The sequence below is a fragment of the Paenibacillus chibensis genome (assembly GCF_004001045.1).
Taxonomy (GTDB): Bacteria; Bacillota; Bacilli; order Paenibacillales; family Paenibacillaceae; genus Paenibacillus_AQ; species Paenibacillus_AQ chibensis.
Window position 1 is genome coordinate 104,504 of the sequence record NZ_BIMK01000018.1, and the last position, 14,862, is coordinate 119,365.

The following is a 14,862-nucleotide window of genomic DNA, read 5'->3' on the forward strand; positions in this document are numbered from 1 at the left end:
CGTCCTCTTAGGAAGAGACAGGCCCCGTCGTGAAATTCACGACCAGCTCCGGCTGCAATACCGTTTTGCTGTATTTCAGCTCGCTTTCCGGTGCTTCAAGGATGCTCAGCAGCCGGCCGGCCGCCTCAAAGCCCATTTGTTCCTCGTTCTGATTAATGAACGTGAACGCGCTGAATTCCTCCAGCAGCGGGCTCGGATTATCGAACGTGATGATCGAGACATCCTCCGGCACCCGCAGGCCGAGCTTGCGGGCGACCGACCAAATATGCACGCCCAGCTTGCAGTTCAGCGCGATGTAGGCGGTCGCAAGCTGATTGCTGATACAGTTGTACAGCGCGTAATCGTCCTTGTACGGCGCGTCCTGAATGCTGAAATCCGTCAGGATCAGCGCGGGATTGATCAGCGCCCCCTGCTGCTTGAGCGCTTCGTTATAGCCTTGGATCCGCTCCTCGACCGTAACGGTCGGCATCGGCGTGTCCGAGCAAATCGCTATGTTGCGATGCCCCAAATTCCACAAATGCTCCACGGCTAGAATCGAGCCCTGCAGCGGGTCGGACAGAACCACGTTCGTCTCCACGCCGGGCAAATGGCGGTCCAGCAGGACAAACGGATAATTTTGCATTTTCAGCGCGATAATTTCTTCATTATAAACCTCGGCATCGACCGGGAAGATGATGAGTCCGTCCACGTTCGGGCGCAGCTCGCGAATCGCTTCCTTCTCCAGCTCCTTGGAATTGTACGTAAACATCACGATCAGCGAATATTTGCTGTCCTTCAGCGCATTGCGGATGCCCCGGACCATCTGGATGGCGAAAAAATCCTCGATAGAAGGAAAAATGAGTCCGATCTTGGGTGCATGACCGGCATGTACCTCCGAAATGACGGCGCTGCGGGCGCTTTTCATGTAGCTTTCCGGAATACCTTTGACATAGCTACCCCGGCCCGGTATGCGATATATCCAGCCTTCATTCGCCAGATCCGCCAGCGCGTTCGCAACCGTGATCCGGCTGACCTGGAACTGGTCAATCAATTCCTTTTCCGTCGGTATCCGGTCGTCCTCGAGCAGCTGTCGTGATGAAATCAATTGTTTGAAGTGGTTTTCGATCTGGATATAGAGCGGTTCCCGTTCCTGACTCATGCGTTTTAATCCCCCAGTGATGTATATTCCTTCGCTTTCATACCGTTCTCTTCATTCTTGGCATGTATATGTAAGCATTATATCATTGCAGCCATGAGGCAAGTCAACGGATTTGGAAACGTTTTCTGCCGCGCAGTTCTGCACAACAATTTGAAAAGGGATTTCAAACTGGTACCGGAAGCACTCGCTGAAATAACGGGGCGATGCCACATCAAAAAATCAAGCAATCACTCGTCGCGGAAATGCGGCGTGTCCAGCTCATCGGACAACTTATTGCGCGGCGCCTGCAGCCCATGTGTGAACATGCCCGGTTTGCAGGTATAATGGTAACGATAACGAATGACAACGGATTGGCGGGAGTTGACCTCATGATTCATATTTTAGTGGCGGATGATGATGTACATATTCGCGAGCTGCTCAGGCATGTCCTGCAGCATGAAGGATATGCCGTATTCGAGGCGGCGGACGGGATGGAGGCTACGGCGGTGCTGTCCAAGGAGCAGATTCATCTGGCGGTGATCGATGTGATGATGCCGGGCAAGGACGGTCTGCAGCTGTGCAGCGAAATCCGGCAGGATTATGGGTTTCCGGTCATTCTGCTGACGGCCAAGGACCAGCTGCCCGACAAAGAAAGAGGGTATACGGCGGGTACCGACGATTATGTGACCAAGCCCTTCGAGCCCAAAGAGCTGGTATTCCGGATCAAGGCGCTGCTGCGCCGCTACCAGATGGTGAATTCGCAGGTCATCAGGCTGAACGATACGGTGATTGACGCCAAAAATTACATGGTGCACTGCGGCGATCACATGTTCATGCTGCCCATGAAGGAATTCGAGCTGCTGACGCAGCTGGCCAGCTTTCCGGACCGCACCTTTTCGCGTGAGGAGCTGATCCAGCTGATCTGGGGCGCCGATTTTGAAGGCGATGACCGGACGGTGGATGTTCATGTCAAAAGGCTGCGTGAACGCTTCGCCGGCGTAACGGAAGATTTCAGCATCCGCACCGTGCGCGGCGTCGGCTATAAACTGGAGGCAGCCAAACGATGAAATCCTTGTATCTACGGATTGTCCTGACGACCATTGCCGTTATGATGCTGAGCAGCGTGCTTGCGTTCGTGCTGGCCAATATTTTTTATCAGTACGAGCTCAAGCCCGCCAATGACAGCAAAGTCACGCATGTTGCGGAAAGCATCAAGCATTTTTACGAAAATAATCCCGTAGAGGAACGGGAGCCCTATCTCCGGAATATCGGCACCCTCGGCTACCAGATCTACGTTGTGGATGGGAGCGGCAAAGGGACTTTTTACGGCGGCCCATTCCGGGAGCACAGCCTGTCCCCATCGGTCGTCGAACAGGTGCGTCTGGGTGAGGTATACCACGGCATCAAGCATTTCCCCTCCAAGGCTTTTATTACCGGATTTTTTGATAATACGCTGATTAATACGATCGGTGTGCCGCTGCAGGACGGGACGGAAACATACGCCTTATTCGTGCGGCCGAATATCGATATGCTGTTCGGGGAGCTGCATATTTTCCTGGCGGTCATTGTCGTGCTGATCATTCTGCTCAGCATTCTGCTGGTCGTGATCAGCACCCGATATATCGTCCATCCGATTACGAAGCTGACCGAGGCGACACGTCTGATCTCGCAGGGAACCTATCATGTGAAGCTGAACGTGAACCGGAAGGATGAGATCGGAAGGCTCGCCAGCCACTTTTCCCAGATGGCCAAGGGACTGGAGCAGCTTGAAGAGATGCGTCAGGAGTTCGTATCCAATGTTTCGCATGAGATCCAGTCGCCGCTCTCCTCCATTCAGGGCTTCTCCCAAACGCTGCAGTCCGGCGAAGTCAGCCCGGAGCAGCAGAAGCATTATCTGTCCGTCATTGAAGGCGAGGCGAAGCGCATGTCGCAAATGAGCAGGCAGCTGCTCATGCTGGCGTCTTTGGACAAGGAAGGGGAAGCGCTGGAGAAGACGACCTTTAATGTCGCCGATCAGATCAAGGACGTGCTGATGACAACCGAATGGAGCTGGCGGGAAAAAGAGCTCGCCTTGAACATGCAGCTTCCCGAAGTGAATCTCACGGCGGATCAAAGGCTTCTGCACCAGGTGTGGGTGAATCTGCTGACCAACAGCGTCAAGTTCACGCCGGAAGGCGGGACCATCACGATCCGGCTGCATGAGGACGAGCAGCACTGCTACGTGGATTTCAAGGATACCGGCATCGGCATAGCGGAGGACAATCTGCCCTATATCTTCAACCGGTTCTACAAAGCCGACAAAGCCCGGAGCCGCCGGGAAGGCGAAACGGGCAGCGGGCTGGGACTGGCCATTACCTACAAGATCATCCGCATGCATGGCGGAACGATCACCGTGGAAAGCCGGGAGGGCGCGGGCACCGAGTTTCATATTACGCTTCCCAAGACATGACGATGCGCGGCTCCTTCCCTTGAACGTTGTTGTTAACGCAAAATCAGGACGGACTCCACGCAAGCAGGAGCCGCCCTGATTTTTTTATTTTATGAAATGCTCGTCGTTTCAGCCGTCTGGGAACCCGTTTGGTTCCTCAGGCTCGCCTCCCTGGAAATGCGGCACACCAAACGCATCAGCTTGCGGTGCATCGCGGGGAACAAGAGAAAGAAGAGATCCATCGTCCGGCGCATCGGCATCGGGCAGATGACGGCTTCGTGGCGGTGGATTTTGGCAAAAGCGATTTTCGCGAACTGCTCGGGGCTCATCGATTTCTGCTTATTCACCTGCTCGTTGATCTTATTCTTGTCCATGCCGACGGCATCGGCGGTGGCATAAATCGGCGTATCCACGAAAGCCGGGCATAATGCGCTGACATGAATGCCGTAGACTTCGGCTTCATAGTGAAGCGAGGTCGTCATGCCGACGACCGCGTGCTTGGTGGTCGCATAAGCGGAGGACATCGGAGCCGGTCCGAGACCGGTCGCAGATGAAGTGTTCACGATATAACCGAAGCCCTGCCGCTTCATCAGCGGATAGGCCGCATGCGTCCCGTGAATCGCTCCCCACAGGTTGACGTTCATGATTTTATGCCACAGATCCAGGGACATGTCGCACAGCTCGCCGTACATCGCAATGCCGGCATTGTTGAACATATAGTCGAGCCTGCCATAAGTGTTGAAGATCCGGTTTACAAGCTCCTCGACCGCCTCGGCGCTGGTGACATCCAGCTTTTCAAAATAAGCCTCCCCTTGCCCTGCTTCCCGAAGCTGCCTGACCGTCTCCTCGCCGCCTTCCACTTGAATGTCCGCTACAATTACGACCATATCCCGGGCCGCAGCTTCCTTGCAAAGCGCGCGACCGATGCCGGATGCTCCTCCCGTAATGATGGCTACTTTCCGATCGCTTGCCTGAAGTGTCGTCCCCGCTGTCAAATCCGATGCTGTCCGCTGATTTTTCATAGCCGTTTCCTCCCCTTCTGTTTTGGATCGATGGATGGTAGATCATTGAATTAGAACTTTTAGAACAATCGTTCTAATGTGAATGGCGAAAAGCACGCCGGATCCGGATTTACCTTCTCCGTATGCCTCCCACGAATATGGTCACCGACTGCTGAAACAAACGCTGCAGCGGTTCCCCTTCCATCGTCAGCGTAAACTGGCACAACGTTCCCATCCAGGTACCGAACAAGAGCGTCGTTTCTTCGATATTGTCGATGGCGAATTCTCCGCTTTCCACGCCTTCCCGGAAAATGGCCGCATAGGCCGCCATCGGCGTCGCCGCTAGACCTTGCAGCGCCTGCAGCGTCTCCGGCGAGGTATTCGGATTCATGGCGAGCTCCTGCCCGACCGGCAGCAGCGGCGTCTTGTAGTTGTTCATGACGAAATGGGCCATGCCGTACAGCTTCTCGATCGCCGTCTTGTACGAGCCGGCAACCACATGCCACTTTTCGCCCCAGTGGCGCATCGTTTCGAGGGACAGGTGCACAAAGAGCTTCTCTTTATTTTCAAAGTGATAATAGATATGCCCCTTGCTGAATCCGGATTCCCGCGAAATATCCGCGACCGATGTGCCCGCAAAGCCCTTCTGGGCGAACAGCTGCGCCGCCTTCTCGGCAATGACCTGACGCGTTTCCTCGCTGTTGTAATGACGTTTATTCATGTGGATACCTTCTTATAGCGCTTCTTTTTGAACGATTGTTCTATTCTGAGTATATTTCAAATTTTACCCATCGGCAATCTGAAAAGTATAGCGATTCTGTGTCGATCATTTGGCTCTGCCTGCAAAAAAATGCCGGGCATCGCCCGGCTTGCTTAAACAGCGGTATCATTTTGAAGATCCCCCGGTCACCCTGGATTGCAAGTGGCCATTCATCGCATACAGAACATTTTAGCCCGCGGGCGCCATCCTTCTCTTGGGATGAATGGCCCCTTTTATTTTGCTGCCTGTTGATGCTCCGGCTTCTTAAGGAACAACGACAGCACGAAATTGACGACGGCCAGCAATAAACCGATCTTCAGCACCAGCGAGGAACCCGCTGCCGCGGCCTGTGCCGCACTGTTTGCTGTCTCGGCCAAATAACTGCTTTGTCTCGCCGACATCAGCGACACCATCACCGCGATGCCGATCGCCCCCGCCACCTGCTGGACCGTTTGGGTCAACGCGATGCCATCCGGATAGTATTGTCTCGGAAGCGAGTTGAGGGTATTGGTCTGCACGGAAGCGAGCACCATGCCGATCCCGAGCATCATCACGATATGCGTCACCACGATCAGCCAAAGGGGCGTGCCCGTACCGAATTGCGAATACGCCACATATCCGATGACAACCATAATCGTCCCCGGCGTAATGACCGCTTTCGGCCCATGTCGGTCAAACATCCGGCCAATCATCGGCGCCAGCACGCAGTTGAGCAAGCTGCCCGGCAGCAGCAGCAGGCCTGTCGTAAATGCCGTCACCAGAAGCGCCATCTGCATATACATCGGCAAAATCACCAGCAGCGACAGCATATTGAAAAACGTGATAAAGCTCATCAGGACGCCTAGGACAAACAGCGGATATGAAAATGCTTTGAGATTCAGCATCGGCTGCTCCATGTTCAGTTGGCGAAACGCAAACAGGATCAATGCGATGACTCCGATCACGATGCTGCCCATGACCTCCCAGCTCGTCCAGCCGATGTCCCCGGCAACGCTGACGCCGTATACGAGACCGCCAAAGCCGATGGTCGACAGAATGACGGAAGCCGCATCGATGGACACCTTGCGAATCTCATTCACATTCGGCAGATAAGCAAGCCCGAAAATAAAGGAAAACAGCAAGAATGGCAGGGTAACCAGGAAGATCCAGTGCCATGACAAGGTATCCAGAATCAGTCCCGCGAGCGTTGGGCCGAGCGCCGGACCCGCCAGCATAACCAGACCCATGATCCCCATGGCCGCGCCCCGTTTATGCGGCGGGAAAATAGTAAAAATCACGTTCTGGGTTAACGGCAAATTAATGGCCAGTCCTGCAGCCTGAATGACGCGGCCCGCCAATAGCAAGCCGAACACCGGGGCTGCCGCCGCTAATACCGTTCCGAATATCATCAGCAGAATTGCGGTGATGAACATTTGGCGCGTCGAACATTTTTGCATCAGAATACCCGTGACCGGCACCAGAATGCCTAATGTCAAAAAGTAGCCCGTAGCCAGCCATTGGACGGTCGTCGCATCGATGGCAAACAGCTGACTGAGCTCTCCCAAGGCAATATTCAATGCCGTTTCGCTGAACAGTCCGACAAAGCCTGCGACTAAAAGCGCGGCCATGATCGGGCCTGTTTTGATTTGGCGGTTTGTGATTGATGCTGCTTGAGCATGTGGATTCATGGTTAGGACTCCTTCAATGTATTAGGTAAAACCTGCGACAGGGTTTGGAGTGGACCGCTCGATTTTTGCGTTAAGCACAACATAACCCCGCCTTCGATCGCTGCCGTCATCATAAGCGCGGTGGAATCCGCCGCTCCTTTCGGCAAACCGTCCGCCATGAGCTTGTCTGCATAAATCCCCTGCATGTTGAGGTACAGAGAAGCACAAGCGAGGCGGATCGGTTCACTCAGTGCTCCAATTTCGCTGACGATGCTGCTGAACGTATATCCGGTAATCGTCCCGTCCCGCTCAAAGTCCGCTGTCAATTTTTCGATCATGGCCTGCGTGGCTTCCCGGGCTGTGGGATAACGGTTGAAAATGTCCTGGATGTCCGTCGTTATCACATCATTCATGGACTGCAGGCAGGCGATGAGCAATTCTTCTTTTCCATTCGGAAAATGATGATACAGCGAGCCTTTCGAGATTTCGCATGCTTTTAAAATTTCGTTCAAGCCTACGCCGATATATCCTTTTTGCTGAAAAAGCGCTGTTGAGATATCGATGATTCTTGATTTCGTGTCCATTATTCCTTTTCGGCCTCCTCTAGACCAACCGGTCTGTTTGTAAGAATACCAAAAATTTTTTCTATTTTTCAAGCATTATTTTTCAAATTCCATCATTTTTTTTGATGAAGGCAGTATTTCCCCCGCTGAAAAAAGAAAAAAACAGCTGCGCGGAAAACCTGGTTTCAGGCTTATCCCGCGCAACTGCTCGAACGATTTGCTTCGTGTACACATCCATTTGCTTGATGCTTCATACCACCTGAGGCTTACTGCATCAGGCTCGTAATGCTTTTATTTTTCCAGGAAAGCCAGTAATACGAGTAGACGAGAATCATGCTCACGATAAACGCCGCCGGATACCCCAGCCAAATGCCCCGAATGCCAAGACTCGTATGATAAGAAAGCAGATAGGCCACGGGTACCTCGACGCACCAGATCGAGATCACGCTGAAAATCATCGGCCATAACACGACGCCGCTCGCGCGCATCGCTGCCGCAATAATCTGAACGTGCCCGAATATCAGGTAACTCCACAGCGTGATGACCAAGAGCTGGTGGGCGATATCCAGCGTCTCCGGACTCGTGATGAACCAGGACAGAATATTTTTCGAAAAAATATAAATGGGGATCATCAGCACCACGCCCATAATATAGTTCAGCGTGATACCCGCCCGGATCACTTCCTTCAAACGGTCGTTCTGTTTGGCGCCGATGGACTGCGCGGCCAGGACGGAAACCGTCATGCCGAGGCTGATTGCCGGCATCTGAACGTAGCTCACCACTTGGTTGACCGAGCCGTACGCAGCGGTGGCATTGGAACCGAAACGGTTCACGAACACGATGACCGCAATTTCGGACAAGGATACGAGGATCATGCTGACGCTGGACGGAATGCCGAGACGAAGCAGCAGCGCCAGCATCTCCTTATTCATGCCCAAATGCCTGCGGACCGAGGCATCCAGCCGGAGCGGACTCTTTTTCCAGTGGGTATACATCAGCAGCAGAACGAACGTAATGACGGTCGAGATCAGGTTCGCATAGGCCGCACCGTAAATGCCGCATTCGGGGAAACCAAGCCATCCGAAAATGAGCACCGGCAGGAAAACCAGATTCAGCACCGTACTCACGATGAGCGAGTAAAAGGGCGTTTTGGAATCCCCGGTTCCCCGCATAAACGTCGTATATACCATATACAGGAACATCACCGGCAGGCTCCAGAACATAATGCGCGCATAATGCACGGTAACATCCATGATGTTGGCCGGCGTGCCGACCATGCGCAAAATATCCTCCGTAAAGATTCCGCCTACCACGGCAAGCACGATCCCGAGCAGAAAGGTAAACGTGAGCGTCGTACCTACAATCGTCTTGAGTTTCTCTTCATTGCCCGCTCCGTAAGCCTGCCCGATCAGGATGGCGCTGCCCGAGCCGATCCCGATCACGAACGAGACCAGCAGGAAAAAGAGCGGGAAAAAGGCGGATAATGTCGCCAGGGCATCCAATCCGATCCAGCGTCCAACCACGATTGCGCCGGCCAGCTGTCCGATGGACTGCAGCGCATTGCTTAGAATGAGGGGGATCAGAAAAGCGATCATGGGGCGATACACGCCGGACTGAGCTTTAGGACTTAACGGGGATGCTGCGCCGGGCCTTCGGGAATCAGCCGCATGCTCAGCGGATGGTTGTGACGAATTCATGTGAACATCTCCTTTGAGCCTATTCATTGAACTAAACGAAGGCAACATTCTCATCGATCAGAAGCAGGAAGCCGGATGCCGACAAAATCACCTGTAGTTCATTTAAAATAGACAATATGATATTTGTTTATTATTTACTTAGGCATTATAGTTTAACGTTTATTAATTATCAATAGAGTTTAATAAAAAAAGACCGATGAAGAGCATGCTCTTCATCGATCTCTTTTACTTTTCAGGCGCTGCAGTCCCCTTCAATCACGGGGTACCTTCAGCTGCAGCAATGGAATAACGATAATGGAATGGAGATCCTATATACGTTCGCTCATTTTCACCGTCTTCGCTCAAGGTGAACCATTGTCCGGTCAGGATATACTCACCGAATACCGGTTGCAGCCATGCAAGCTTGAAGCCTTCCTCCGTGGGATCGCCTTCTTCTGCCGGTTGCATCAGTCTGACGATGCCCTCGTCGTTGGTTTCGCTGTTGCCGATCAATTGGCCGTGGTAAAGCAGCTGAAAATGCTGACCCGGCACTTCTTTATGATCCGAACTTTTCTGGAGACGCAGCTCCAGCCCCAGTTTAGCAGGATCCGCTCCCTCAGGCGGGGTTAGGGTCTGCTCCAGGTTTTCCTGTCCGGCGGTTCCATGAATGATGGGATCGTCGGATACGACGTGAAATGAGCTGGTGTAGGACCCCAGCGACTTGGCCGTATCCCCCGCCTGGATCAGCTCGATCTTGATCGTGTATGTGGCAGGCTCCTCCCAAATGGTACGCAGTGAAATCGGGTTTTCGGCGAGCTCGCCAAGCGTGAAAGGTGTGTCGTTGCCGGCATCCAGGATCACGGACCGGTTCGAGAAGTTCCCCATAGACAAATGATCTTTATACATGTAGTAATAACTGATGCCATCAAAGCTCACCTCTTTATCCGGCGTATACGTCACCTTCACCCTTACAGGCGTATCAGGACTGAGCTTGTCCGGCTGGACCTTGAATTCCAACACGTGATTTTCCCTAGCCCGGCGTTCCCCGGTGGGATCCTGGCTAAAATCAAGCTTGAATTCCGGCCCCCCGGCAGGCGGATTGACCGGAGGGTTGGTTGTAGAACTCCCCCCTCCTGATGAAGAACCCTGGGAAACAGGCAGCTGCGGCGTGCTGGCCGGCTTAGGTGAATCCATCAGCGCTTCATCCCGCTTACGCTGTTCCTGAGCCAGTTCAAACTGCTTCCTCTCCGCATCCGTCATCCCCTGTCCGAATTGTTCGCGGGCTTTTTGCAGCGCCTCTTCCAGCGCCTTTTTATTGGCCTCTTCCTGCTTTTTTTGCTGCTCGATGAGCTTATCGCGCTGGTCCTGCAGCTTTTTGTTCAGCTCTTCCTGCTGGCGCTTCTTCAGCTCTTCTTCCTGCTGCTTCAGCTTTACCAGTTCCTGCTGTTTTCGGGCTTCATCCGTTTGATCCTTCGGCAATACGAATGCGGGGATGTTGTTCAGATCGATCCGTTTGGCCGGATCCGCAATGGTACGGTTCGCCTCATCAATGATTTTTTGAAGCTCGGCCTGCGTCAGCTTGCTCTGTTCTCCGGCCTGCTTGGCCAGATTTTCGATAAACCCGTTGAAAGATTGAAGCAGCTTCGCCAAATCCTCCCGATCCTTCAAGTCCCCTGCAAAATCCGAGCCATTCCCTGTGCCCCCGGCCGTTTGACCGAGTAAATCCTGGATAAACCGGTCATTTTCCTCATCGATGTCAGCCTTGTTTTTGATTATGGCCGCAATAATGTCTGGCGATAAGGTCGATACGATTGAAGCAGGATCGGTGCTGGATACCTGCGGCTGCGGAAGGGAGCCCGGAGACAAAGTGATTTGCTGGCCGGGATACACAAAAGCGCTCCCGGATCCGCCCGCCTGATTCAGCTGCGGTGTCGCCTGAACAACTCCCCCGGCCACCAATACCGTCGACTGCCCCGTCAACGGGTTGATTTGCACGCTAAACTGCGTTCCTTTAATATCCAGCTTTTGATCCGGCGGACTCAGCTCAAACGCATCCTGGGATTTGCTCAGATCATGCACCTCCGCGTATGCCCCTCCCCGGAGCAGCTGCAGCTTCGTCGCCGAATGCCCCCCTTGTTCAGTCAGCACCAGAATGGCAAGCTCGCTGTTGGCCGCAAGCGTGATTTCATCCCCTTCATCGGGGATGGACAACGTAATGCCTCCGCTGCCGCTCATAATCCGGTCGCCGGCTCTCAGTTCCATGCCTTTGTAAGCACGGATTTGCCTGGCTCCTCCATGACTGATATATGCGGTGCCCTTCAATTCGCTGATGATCATCGAACGGCTGCCCGCATCCGAAGCGGAAGCAGCGCCTCCGTAAGCGGACAGTCCGAGCAAAAGCGCGGCTGCCGACCGGGTTATTTTGACGGTCAAACCATTTGTTTTCATTCTAATCCCCCTCCCTTACTTATCCCGAATCCACAGCATCCGCCGCTCGCTCAGCCATTCCACGTCCTTGCCAAGGCTTTCCGCCAACAAGCGAACCGGAACATACAGCTTATTCTCACGGGTAAAGGCGTCATCGGTCCGTTCCACGAAGACATGTCGGTCTCCCTGCTGCAGTTCGATCTTTTCTTTGGTTATCGAGGCAACCGCAAATCCCAAACCGGCGGCCGCATCACGGAGAGGAACCATCGTCTTCCCGTCTTTCATCTCAGGCTGGATAGATAACCAGCTGGATTCATACGCTGCGGCAATCTCGCCGGACGGACGGTCAGCAGGCGGCTGCGCCATGCTCCAGGTACGCGTTCCATTCCCGGTGATCCATCCGCCTGATCCGTCCGGGGAGACACTGATCCCTTCCGGATGATCAAGCTTTGCATTTTTCTCCGTGCCATCCGTTTTGCCGGATTCACCTTGCAGCGACCCGAGCAGCGTATGCACGACGCCGTCCTTGATGACCCGGATAACCCCGTTCAGCGAATCCGCCACATACAGCATCTGCTGGGACGGAACCCAGGCGATGCCTCGGGGAAAACGAAACTCGGCTTGCAGCGCGTTACCATCCGCGTAACCGCCTTCGGCATAAAGCGCTTTGGTGCCGTTCGCATCATCCGGATTGACCCTGCCTGCGACCGTCGAGACCGTGCCCGCTCCAAAATCAATGTACCGGATGGCCTGATTGCCCGTGTCGCTGACATACAAATTGCCCTTCTCATCCAGCGCAAGCCCGGAAGGTTCATTGAACAGCGCTTGGGCCAGCGCCCCGTCCCTGTAGCTTCCAGCCGGGGAAACAACGCCCGGATATACCTCGACGACACGACTCGAGCGTCCGTTCAGCGTGCTGACCTCTCCACTTACGGCAATTTTGCGGATCACATGATTCAGGGTATCCGCCACGTAAATCGTGCCGTCTTGGGCTGCAGCAACGCCTTCTGGCGCATTGAACCGTGCTTCCTTGCCTTTTCCATCTTGAAAGCCTTGAACCCCGTCACCGGCGATCGTCGTTACCTGCCCCTGCGTATCGATTTTGCGGATGGCATGATTGCCCGCATCGGCGACGTAGACATTGCCCTTCCCGTCCGCAGCCAATCCCGCCGGCTTGTTGAAATAAGCGTGATCTGCCGCCCCGTCCAATAGGGCTCCCTTTGGCCGGTCAGCCTCATCATAACCAAGTGGAAGCTCGAGACCGGCGAAAATCGACTTGTTCCCGTTTTTGATTTTCCAAATGACATGATGCACGGCATCTGTCAGCAGGATGCTTCCGTCCGCATTCAGCAGTGAGCGCTCCGTGACTCGCCACTCTTGTGGAATCAAAGCCAGTCCGCTGCCCGTTCCAGGGAGGGATGGCAGATCAGGAAGTGTTTTCACCTCTGCCCATGCGTGATCCTGGCGGCTCCCTTCACCAAAAGCGAACGCTGGTGCACTGAGCGCCATAAGCAATGAAAAAACGGCAGCCCCTATTTTTTGGTATTTTTGCAATCGACATTCCTCCGTTTCCTTATATTCCGATGTATTTAGTCCGATCTAGTTGCTATACAAATCATATATCGGATGCCGAACACTAGAAAGTAAATTATTTCTATATTTGTGCTGCAATGCATTGAAATTTCTACATTTTTTTATTTTTTCGCTCGAACTTCGACAACGGATAGCAAAAAGCCCGCTTGAATACAAGCGGGCCGGCACGAATAGATCATCCATCATTCGTTTCTGTCTATGGATAAATTACAGGGAGTCGACGATGCCGCGGGCAATCCAGACGCCTGCAGCTCCTGCCTGGGCAAGGCCGCGGGTAATGCCGGCACCGTCTCCGCCACAATAGAGTCCGCGGATTTCCGTCTCCAGCGTCTCCGACAGCTTCGGGCGCGCCGAGTAGAATTTCGCCTCCACGCCGTAGAACAGCGTATGCTCGGAAGCAATCCCCGGCGTCACCTGATCAAGCGCCTGCATCATTTCAACCAGGCTCTTCATCGTGTTATACGGAAGCACCAGTCCCAAATCTCCCGGCACGGCCTCCTTCAACGTCGGCTCCAGGAAGCCTTCGCGAATCCGCGCTTCCGTGGAACGTCTGCCGCGCAGAATATCCCCATACTTCTGCACGATTATGCCGCCGTTCGAGAGGTCGTTAGCTCTTTTGCAAATCTCGCGCGCATATTCATTCGGCTTGTCGAAAGGCTCCGTGAACTTATGAGAGACCAGCAGAGCAAAGTTCGTATTATTCGATCCGAGCGCCGGGTCTTTGAAGGAATGGCCATTGGCCGCCATCGCTCCGGTATGATTCTCCACCACGACATGTCCGGATGGATTGCTGCAAAAGGTTCTGACCCTCGTGCCCACCGACGTGTTGAAAATGAATTTCCCCTCGTACAGATGCTCGTTGATTTCCTTCATCACCACATCCGATGTTTCCACGCGGACGCCTACATCCACTTGGTTGTTGTACATCTTCAGGCGGCGCTTCTTGAGAATCGAGGTGAGCCATCCGGAGCCGTCCCGGCCTGGAGCGATCATAACCCGATCCGCTTCGTAGGTCTCTCCGTTTTTCAGAACGATGCCTTGCACCGTATGCGTGCTGCCATACTTGGTCGTAATGATGTCTTCAACTTCGGCCTTGAACGTCATATCGATGCGTGTTTTCAAATATTCATATATGGATTTCAGGATTTCGAGGTTCTGTTCCGTGCCCAAATGCCGCACCTGTGCCCGCAGCAGCTTGAGTCCGGCGGCATAACCGCGCTGCTCGATCCCGCGGATGACATCCGTCGTCGGGTCCGTGATGTTGGTCGTTGCGCCATGCTCCAAATTCAGCGCATCCACGTAGCGGATCAGATCCAGTACCTTGGAAGGCGACAAGTAATCCGTGAGCCAGCCCCCGAATTCGGTCGTAATGTTGAATTTCCCGTCACTGTAAGCGCCTGCGCCGCCAAAACCTGCCGTTATCGAGCATGCAGGCACGCAGCCGGCAAATTCCTTCCGGCCTCCGGCCGGCGGACACAGCTTGATTTTATCCTCCAAAATCGGACAGCTGCGGCGGTAAATATCATGGCCTTTGTCCACCAGCAGCACCTTCAGATGCGGCGCCTTCAGAGCAAATTCATAACAGGCGAAAATACCGGCCGGACCGGCTCCAACGACAATGACATCATATTTGTTCATCGTGAACCTCCTG

General features: G+C 53.8%; 12 protein-coding genes. 2 read left to right on the top strand and 10 right to left on the bottom strand.

Annotation, left to right across the window (positions count from 1 at the left end):
* Positions 1–7 precede the first annotated feature (7 nt).
* Complete coding sequence (locus PCH05_RS15875; RefSeq protein ID WP_127603594.1) at positions 8–1,138, bottom strand: GntR family transcriptional regulator; 1,131 nt, start codon at positions 1,136–1,138, stop codon at positions 8–10.
* Between the two features lie 227 nt (positions 1,139–1,365).
* Positions 1,366–1,515: a hypothetical protein gene (locus PCH05_RS27315; protein WP_164766671.1), complete on the bottom strand. Its 150-nt coding sequence runs from the start codon at positions 1,513–1,515 to the stop codon at positions 1,366–1,368.
* Between PCH05_RS27315 and PCH05_RS15880 the strand changes: the two genes are divergently transcribed.
* Together PCH05_RS15880 and PCH05_RS15885 are read left to right on the top strand one after the other, a co-directional pair.
* The gene (locus PCH05_RS15880) at positions 1,507–2,184 is read left to right on the top strand and encodes a response regulator transcription factor (RefSeq protein WP_127603596.1); all 678 of its coding nucleotides are present in this window, start codon (positions 1,507–1,509) and stop codon (positions 2,182–2,184) included. The two genes, PCH05_RS27315 and PCH05_RS15880, sit on opposite strands and share 9 nt — an antisense overlap.
* Positions 2,181–3,566, top strand: coding sequence for a sensor histidine kinase (locus PCH05_RS15885; RefSeq protein WP_127603598.1), 1,386 nt, complete (start codon positions 2,181–2,183; stop codon positions 3,564–3,566). Before PCH05_RS15880 ends, PCH05_RS15885 begins: the two co-directional genes overlap by 4 nt.
* 89 nt (positions 3,567–3,655) lie before the next feature.
* On the opposite strand, the gene PCH05_RS15890 is transcribed toward PCH05_RS15885, so the two are convergent.
* From PCH05_RS15890 to PCH05_RS15925, 8 genes are all read right to left on the bottom strand, one after another.
* On the bottom strand, positions 3,656–4,567 hold the full coding sequence (locus tag PCH05_RS15890; RefSeq protein WP_127603600.1) for an SDR family NAD(P)-dependent oxidoreductase: 912 nt from the start codon (positions 4,565–4,567) through the stop codon (positions 3,656–3,658).
* Positions 4,568–4,676: 109 nt separating this feature from the next.
* Positions 4,677–5,267, bottom strand: a complete 591-nt coding sequence (locus tag PCH05_RS15895) for a TetR/AcrR family transcriptional regulator (RefSeq protein ID WP_127603602.1) — start codon at positions 5,265–5,267, stop codon at positions 4,677–4,679.
* Positions 5,268–5,539: 272 nt separating this feature from the next.
* Positions 5,540–6,973 carry a DHA2 family efflux MFS transporter permease subunit gene (locus PCH05_RS15900; protein WP_127603604.1) on the bottom strand — a complete coding sequence of 478 codons (1,434 nt, stop codon included), beginning with the start codon at positions 6,971–6,973 and terminating at the stop codon, positions 5,540–5,542.
* A gap of 2 nt (positions 6,974–6,975) precedes the next feature.
* Complete coding sequence (locus tag PCH05_RS15905; RefSeq protein ID WP_127603606.1) at positions 6,976–7,536, bottom strand: TetR/AcrR family transcriptional regulator; 561 nt, start codon at positions 7,534–7,536, stop codon at positions 6,976–6,978.
* A 245-nt stretch (positions 7,537–7,781) separates the two neighbouring features.
* Positions 7,782–9,110, bottom strand: coding sequence for an MATE family efflux transporter (locus PCH05_RS15910; RefSeq protein ID WP_127603702.1), 1,329 nt, complete (start codon positions 9,108–9,110; stop codon positions 7,782–7,784).
* A 357-nt stretch (positions 9,111–9,467) separates the two neighbouring features.
* A complete protein-coding gene (locus tag PCH05_RS15915; RefSeq protein WP_127603608.1) occupies positions 9,468–11,639 on the bottom strand; it encodes a FecR domain-containing protein in 2,172 nt (723 codons plus the stop codon).
* A 15-nt stretch (positions 11,640–11,654) separates the two neighbouring features.
* Entirely contained in the window at positions 11,655–13,172 is a 1,518-nt protein-coding gene (locus PCH05_RS15920) for a stalk domain-containing protein (RefSeq protein ID WP_127603610.1), read from the bottom strand.
* Between the two features lie 246 nt (positions 13,173–13,418).
* Positions 13,419–14,849 carry an NAD(P)/FAD-dependent oxidoreductase gene (locus PCH05_RS15925; RefSeq protein WP_127603612.1) on the bottom strand — a complete coding sequence of 477 codons (1,431 nt, stop codon included), beginning with the start codon at positions 14,847–14,849 and terminating at the stop codon, positions 13,419–13,421.
* Positions 14,850–14,862 lie beyond the last annotated feature (13 nt).

Excerpts from the sequence above, each read along its gene's own strand:
- PCH05_RS15875 (WP_127603594.1), bottom strand. The coding sequence starts at position 1,138 with ATGAGTCAGGAACGGGAACCGCTCTATATCCAGATCGAAAACCACTTC.
- PCH05_RS15880 (WP_127603596.1), top strand. The coding sequence starts at position 1,507 with ATGATTCATATTTTAGTGGCGGATGATGATGTACATATTCGCGAGCTG.
- PCH05_RS27315 (WP_164766671.1), bottom strand. The coding sequence starts at position 1,515 with ATGAATCATGAGGTCAACTCCCGCCAATCCGTTGTCATTCGTTATCGT.
- PCH05_RS15885 (WP_127603598.1), top strand. The coding sequence starts at position 2,181 with ATGAAATCCTTGTATCTACGGATTGTCCTGACGACCATTGCCGTTATG.
- PCH05_RS15890 (WP_127603600.1), bottom strand. The coding sequence starts at position 4,567 with ATGAAAAATCAGCGGACAGCATCGGATTTGACAGCGGGGACGACACTT.
- PCH05_RS15895 (WP_127603602.1), bottom strand. The coding sequence starts at position 5,267 with ATGAATAAACGTCATTACAACAGCGAGGAAACGCGTCAGGTCATTGCC.
- PCH05_RS15900 (WP_127603604.1), bottom strand. The coding sequence starts at position 6,973 with ATGAATCCACATGCTCAAGCAGCATCAATCACAAACCGCCAAATCAAA.
- PCH05_RS15905 (WP_127603606.1), bottom strand. The coding sequence starts at position 7,536 with ATGGACACGAAATCAAGAATCATCGATATCTCAACAGCGCTTTTTCAG.
- PCH05_RS15910 (WP_127603702.1), bottom strand. The coding sequence starts at position 9,110 with ATGATCGCTTTTCTGATCCCCCTCATTCTAAGCAATGCGCTGCAGTCC.
- PCH05_RS15915 (WP_127603608.1), bottom strand. The coding sequence starts at position 11,639 with ATGAAAACAAATGGTTTGACCGTCAAAATAACCCGGTCGGCAGCCGCG.
- PCH05_RS15925 (WP_127603612.1), bottom strand. The coding sequence starts at position 14,849 with ATGAACAAATATGATGTCATTGTCGTTGGAGCCGGTCCGGCCGGTATT.